The organism is Bradyrhizobium sp. BRP20 (assembly GCF_020194215.1).
In the GTDB taxonomy this organism is placed as follows: domain Bacteria; phylum Pseudomonadota; class Alphaproteobacteria; order Rhizobiales; family Xanthobacteraceae; genus Bradyrhizobium; species Bradyrhizobium yuanmingense.
Map to the genome: position 1 here is coordinate 1 of NZ_JADYVY010000052.1, position 5,304 is coordinate 5,304.

Consider the following 5,304-nt stretch of genomic DNA (forward strand, 5'->3'; position numbering starts at 1 on the left):
ATCGAGGCCAGCGGCCATATTGTGCCGCGCGCAAAGGCCGGACATATGACCGCACCGTCCCAATGTGTGAAATCGACTGAAAAAGCTCTTGCCTCGCGGGCCGTTCCACATATGGGGGCAAGGTCAGAACCTGATCGGCACGCCGCAGCAAGTCGCTGAACGGATCATCGAGCTCAAGCATGCCGGCGCCGACCTGATCCTGCTCGGGTTCCTGCACTTCCAGGAAGAGGTCGAATATTTCGGCAAGCATGTGATCCCGCTGGTCCGCGAACTCGAGACAAGGACGCCCGTACGCGTTCAGGCTGCCGAATAGGTGTAAAGCGAGGGGCAGCCACGTGATGGCGATTGCGACAGGGACGCTGAAGCAGCTGAACAGCGAGCAGGGGCTTTCAATCCTGGTCGCGGAACAGAATTCGACGGTGGCGCTGCGCTTTGCCGACCATGCTGTCGTGCTTGAGAGCGGCCGTAGCGTGCTGTCCGGCTCGTCAGTCGAATTGCACAGCCGCGACGACATCAAGGCCCTTTACCTCGGCGGTTCGCCGCAAACCGACGCCGCCGAGAAACCGCTCATCCATGCCGTTGTCGCAGTTTGACGAAACACAAGGGAGAATGACCAATGGCTAACGACAATCTTGCTCGCAAGTTCGATTCTGACATCTATTCTCGGCTGGATGCCGCGATTGATGCGACCGTAAAGGTCAATGCCGATCGCAATGATCTGGAAAGTCGCTTTCCAAGAGAAAATCTGAGGGCATTGGCGGAAGCCGGCTGGACCGGCGTGTTGAATGAATCACGCTTTGGGGGCCTCGCTCTTGGCCATGTTGATTTTGCCGAAGCCGCTTACCGGATCGGACAGGCCGATGCATCGACCGGCCTCGTCTATGTCATGCATGTCGGCGCGGCTCAGACGATCAGCCTGTTTGGTAACGACGACCAGAAGGAGCGCTGGCTCAAGGCGAACAATGGCGCCCTGCTTGGCACATATTCGACCAGCGAGCGCGCCACCGGTGGGCACTGGTGGTACAACCTCTCCGAGGCATCGCGCGAAGGCGACAATTATCTCCTCAACGCAGAAAAGTCGTTCACAACGAGTTCCGGCCAAGCTGATTTCAGCTTCGCGACAGCGTTGACGGGAACACCATCATCTTCTTCCAGTTCCGTCAGTGCCATCAAGATCATCATTTGCGGACCTGTAATGCCGAGCGCATTCGCCTGGTAGGACCGAAGATCGTCAAGGCATATGTCGATCGATCTGATCTCCCATGTGAAGCGCCTCAGTAGATCCTGACTCACGCGCAGCTCCTTCCGGAGGCGTGTCGCTAATCCAGGCAGCTTGGGTGGCATCTGATCTCAGGAGCTCCATCCTCGAAACGATTGGCTGCTGGCCGGGCTCAACAAAAGGGGACCGATCTTCGCTGATCGCTTCGACGTCCCAAGCGCCCGATCTAAAATCAATCGCCACACTCGGACGAGTTCGTTCCGGTTCGATATCTAAGAGGAGGAGCCCCGGTCCAACTTGGACTGTATCACGTCACTTCACCTAATTGTCGTAACTAAATCCGTCAAATACTTGAGAATGTCCGCAGGATTTTCGTAGATCGCGCCGCTTGTGCGCAGTTATTCTGCAGACATATCCTTGATGTCGCGAATCGTAGACAGCGAGTTCGAGCTCGGGTTGCGCAGGATGTCCTTGCCATAAGCGCCCCAAAGAACGAGACTGATCTCGCACAGCTTCATCGGGGCACGGGTCCCCACGGCCTTGCGGCGAGCCCGCCGTTTGCGGACGGTGAGCCCTTCCTCGCGGTAAAGAGAAGTGGGTGCCGATCCAGAAGGACATGGCCAAGCTCGGCATCAACTTCAAGGACAACTGGGTTATCAGTGGTCGAGACCTTCGCCGAATTGGTCGGGCTGGTTTAACTGCGGACCTCTTTGGCTAAGGGGCAGCAGGTGCAGCAGCCGCAGTTTCCTGTTGCTTCTTCAGCTCCGCGACTTTCGCCAGCACAGCCGCCCAGCGCGGCGCAGAGCGCCGCAATCGCAAATTGACGCATGAAAAATTACCCCCAAGACCGGAGGCGACTATAGGGCGAGGGACCCGAGAGCAGCAACAATTCTTTGACCGCCGCCCCCCAACGGCTTGGGGGTAGCAGGGTCGCATACCGCATAATATATAGCGGTCGAATCGCATCAAAGCAGTTGATGACGGCCCGAATCGAGGGATTGTGACAACCTGCAAAAAACGCAAGGCTTGATTCCCTAGCGTCTAACGCTAGTAATTCGTTAAGAATTGCTCGCGCGACTCGAATAGTCGCAGATCTGGGGAGGAACTATGGCAAGGCGGGTTAACGGCCCGTTAACCATAAACGACGACAGTCAGTTCGTCGACGACCAACCCATTGAAAAGAATTCGAACAGCCACTTTAACGCAGGCCTACTGCAACGAATGGTCGTGCTTGGTTGTTCTGTAGATCCGGTCCGCCGGAAAAAAGGAGGCGGTGCCCATGAGACACCGCCCCAAGTCACTGAGATGCGGACTGTTCAGCTTAGCTGGGCAGTCCGCGGCAGTGGGCGATGACCCACTCCCATTTACCGAGGCGGAACCGTGTGTAAGCGCGAACGCTTACAGGGCGGGTGCCGCCACAGTGCGGGTAGTGAAACATGCTGTTTCACCTCCTTTCCGAGATCGCGCCAGGATCGAGCCTGGCCCTCCTTCGACGAGCGAAGCCGCCGAAATCCATGTAAGTCGTGACGACTTCCACGCATCGCGGAGTGGGCGATTCGGATGCACCATCTAGCTAAATGAACGAATCGTCAGAGAGTCGCAAGGGTGGTTGGCTGCTATCCAGCTTTTTCAGTGGAAGGGCGCGGTGATTCGCGCCCAGTTACCAATGGCGAGAAGGTAACTGCGGCCGAGATCGAGAAGCTGAACAAGTAGTTGGCCACGATCTTGACAGCACTGTCCCCGACGCTGCCGGTGGTGCGGATGTGGTCTCGCAGTTTGACGGCACCTGTCGTTTATGACACGTGCGTCCCGCCCTGAGGTGGGCGCATGATTGCTGCTAAACGAGGGCCATTGCTGTGCAGCGCTACTATCTTCCGATTATCCATAACGGACAACTACAGGCGGACGATGCCGGCGAGATGTTTGGCTCAGCCGCTCTCGCGAGCCAGTACGGCGCCCGGGTCGCTCATGAGATCGGCAGCGATCCCGAGTACGATCCAGGGAGTGGCACAGTGGTAATAGTTGTCGATAGCGCCGGTGTAGAGATCGCGCGGCATGCGGTTGGCCGAGCTGCCTGGTAAACTTCCCACCGTGGGAAGTTTAGCTCAGGTCACTTTGCGGCTTGTGTGAACGACCCTGGTGCTGGCGACTCCTTTACTTCCGTTTTCGCTGTTCTCGGCCAAGCCACTCTTGGTAAGCTTGGTCAACCGATATGCCCTTGCGTCGCGCAGTCCGATAGAACCTGTTGAACTGCTTGCGCGATGGTGATGGAACGCCGGTCTCGTCTCGATGTTGCTTGTTGGCAGCCATCGAGAGCAGCACTGCGAATGGAAGCAGGATCAGGCCGATTATTACGCCTATATGCATCTTGGTATTTCCTCGCAGGATGAGCAGTCAACCGTGGTTCTACGATCAAGCCTTTGCGCCACGCAGTTTTTCAACAATGGAAACTACGTTCATCCTTTCCAACTCGTCGAAATATTTAGCCGTCGCAAACCGATTGATAATAAACTGACCATGATAGGCGACCCAAAGTCACCTCGGGGGGCATGAGATTTGTGTCGATCACGGTGCTTTGTGGAGAATATGAAAAGCTGGGCGGCGATCTTTTTCAGCGTTGATCTCCTGCAACCTGGTCCAGTGACGTTTGGTAGCTTCCTCTGACAGAATGTATTCGCCGCCCTGCATTACTCCAATTAGGGCGAAGACACCGGCGCCTTGATGTTGAAGTAACGGTATATCGTCCTCAGGTCCATCGCGCCCCAAGACGAGGCCGCCAAAACGTGCGTCCATAATTCTCCTTCGCTCCAGTTCTGCAAAAAAACTGAAGGTATCCGAAGCGAGGCAGCGCGGGAGTAGAGCAATTGGGACACTCTTCGGAATCCAAAGGCAATTGGGCCGAGCAGTGTGTGCATGCCGTGCTGGTGGCGAGGCCGGGGTTCGTATCATTCAATGCAATTTACTCCAATGCATCTAGCGCCTACCGCGACACCCGCACGTCGCCGTAGCGTTCCTCAACCGGCCGCTCACCATCAAAGTCAGTGTGAGCGAGTAGGGCGCCAACACCGAACAGCACCATGCCGCCAATCCAGACGAGGCACGTAGCCGTTAAATAGGCGGACGTCCCAACGCCGATACTGCCTGTGAGCCCAAATAGCGTGCCTGCGTTGAACAACAGTCCGATGACGCCCCAGAACCAGAACAGTACGGCGAGCAATCCCTTTGAAGCGCCGTGGTGGCTTCTCAGCCGAAACGTGCGCTCCCACGTACCTTTTCGTTTAAATAGCCCATTTGAAATCCCCAAACATCGCGGCAACCTTACGGGGTGGGGGCGGGGCTGGGCAACCATGATCTTGGTCCGCCCACAGAGCACGGTGACCTGACACAGGATCTCCTATATACGAACCACCCGGGGCGCATGGAGTGCAGCGATGTCAGACGAAGAGTATGACTATCCCGGCCGGATCGCTGAGATCGAAATAGACAATTCGGCGGCAGTCTGCATTGAGCAAATTGACGATGAGATCACGGTCGTCATCGCGAAGCATTGTGGGCCTTCATTTCCAGGTGACGGCGGCGCAAGCGCTTGAGTTGTCCCGGGCGCTCGCTGCTGCAGCGGAGAATGCGGAAAAATTCCGTAAGTCAGCTGGATGATGTAGGCAAATCGTTGATGATGGGCCTACGCCGCTTCTTGCTCAGCCTGGCTGGCGGGTTGCGCGCAATTTAGGATGTGGACGCCGGGGCACCCCCAAGAAGGGGTTGAATTTTAGCCGAATCGGGGCAAGGTGTCCGCGGGCTTGAACACCCGGACTAGCACTACTTTGGCAGATTTGGTTTGTGCTGTGGTTTTTCACGGATTCGTCTTCTGCAGTGCGGGCATCGCTGCGATGGCGGCCGGAGAATGAGATCGACGATGGCGTGGCGTACGGCGGGCATGGTTGGTTGAGGCGGAGGCCCGTTGATTCTTTTTTTTCCGTCCCGCATGTGCGAGGCGACGGTGCTGCAAGAAGGCGTAGGCAATCATTGTCATCAGGGCGTGGCGATGAAGACCCTGCCATGATCGCCCTTCGAAGTGATCAAGCCCA

General features: G+C 56.7%; 3 protein-coding genes and 3 pseudogenes. 4 read left to right on the top strand and 2 right to left on the bottom strand.

From position 1 onward, the window contains the following. Positions 1-127: 127 nt before the first annotated feature. The 3 genes and pseudogenes from I6F33_RS37565 to I6F33_RS37575 form a co-directional block, all read left to right on the top strand. Positions 128-313: pseudogene (locus I6F33_RS37565) on the top strand (dimethyl sulfone monooxygenase SfnG); the annotation flags it as partial. 46 nt (positions 314-359) lie between these two features. After that, a pseudogene (locus I6F33_RS37570) lies at positions 360-593 on the top strand (ABC transporter ATP-binding protein); the annotation flags it as partial. A 23-nt stretch (positions 594-616) separates the two neighbouring features. Then, the gene (locus I6F33_RS37575) at positions 617-1,219 is read left to right on the top strand and encodes an acyl-CoA dehydrogenase family protein (RefSeq protein WP_225131106.1); all 603 of its coding nucleotides are present in this window, start codon (positions 617-619) and stop codon (positions 1,217-1,219) included. Positions 1,220-3,784: 2,565 nt separating this feature from the next. Here the strand turns inward: I6F33_RS37575 and I6F33_RS37580 are convergent. Next, positions 3,785-4,012: a hypothetical protein gene (locus I6F33_RS37580; RefSeq protein WP_225143636.1), complete on the bottom strand. Its 228-nt coding sequence runs from the start codon at positions 4,010-4,012 to the stop codon at positions 3,785-3,787. Between the two features lie 638 nt (positions 4,013-4,650). On the opposite strand from I6F33_RS37580, the gene I6F33_RS37585 reads away from it, so the two are divergent. Then, a complete protein-coding gene (locus tag I6F33_RS37585) occupies positions 4,651-4,809 on the top strand; it encodes a hypothetical protein (protein WP_225143638.1) in 159 nt (52 codons plus the stop codon). 260 nt (positions 4,810-5,069) lie between these two features. Here the strand turns inward: I6F33_RS37585 and I6F33_RS37590 are convergent. Next, positions 5,070-5,304 (bottom strand): annotated as a pseudogene (locus tag I6F33_RS37590) (IS701 family transposase); the annotation flags it as partial.